1 protein-coding gene is annotated in these 382 nt (G+C 31.4%); it reads right to left on the bottom strand.

Features of this window, described 5'->3' with window-relative positions; genetic code table 11:
* Window positions 1-135 precede the first annotated feature (135 nt).
* Complete coding sequence (locus tag HFD94_RS22800) at window positions 136-342, bottom strand: hypothetical protein (RefSeq protein WP_010669926.1); 207 nt, start codon at window positions 340-342, stop codon at window positions 136-138.
* Window positions 343-382 lie beyond the last annotated feature (40 nt).

Raw genomic sequence — 382 nt, 5'->3', positions numbered from 1 at the left:
AATTTAATTATAACAAGTTGACATATGAAAGCAGAGCGATGAATGTCGCATTAAAAAGGCCAAAGTATATTTAACAAAAATATACTTTGGCAGCCTTTGAAAATAACTATGTTGGTAAGGTTAACTAGCTCACTACTAACAGTTTATTTTATCTCTTACCTGAGTGCGTATGATCACTTCATAAGCATCTTGTTCACTAAGCTTGGCTTTATTAAATTCCTCTTCGCTTATTTCAGATTTAACATCTTTATTAGCAATCCCACCAGCGTCATAGTTGATATAATATTTTCCATCTTCTTTAGTAATAAACATGCCATACCCACTAAATATAGCTTCACCCATCATATACTCCTTACTTTAAATTTTCTTAATAACTGCTTGA

Origin of the sequence: Pantoea sp. EKM20T (assembly GCF_011800485.1) — a bacterium.
GTDB lineage: Bacteria > Pseudomonadota > Gammaproteobacteria > Enterobacterales > Enterobacteriaceae > Pantoea > Pantoea agglomerans.
The sequence above is the reverse complement of the archived record's forward strand: the minus strand, read 5'-3'. Positions and strand labels throughout refer to the sequence as shown.

Bases quoted from the DNA above. Each gene is read 5' to 3' on its own strand.
- HFD94_RS22800 (WP_010669926.1), bottom strand. From the start codon at position 342: ATGGGTGAAGCTATATTTAGTGGGTATGGCATGTTTATTACTAAAGAA.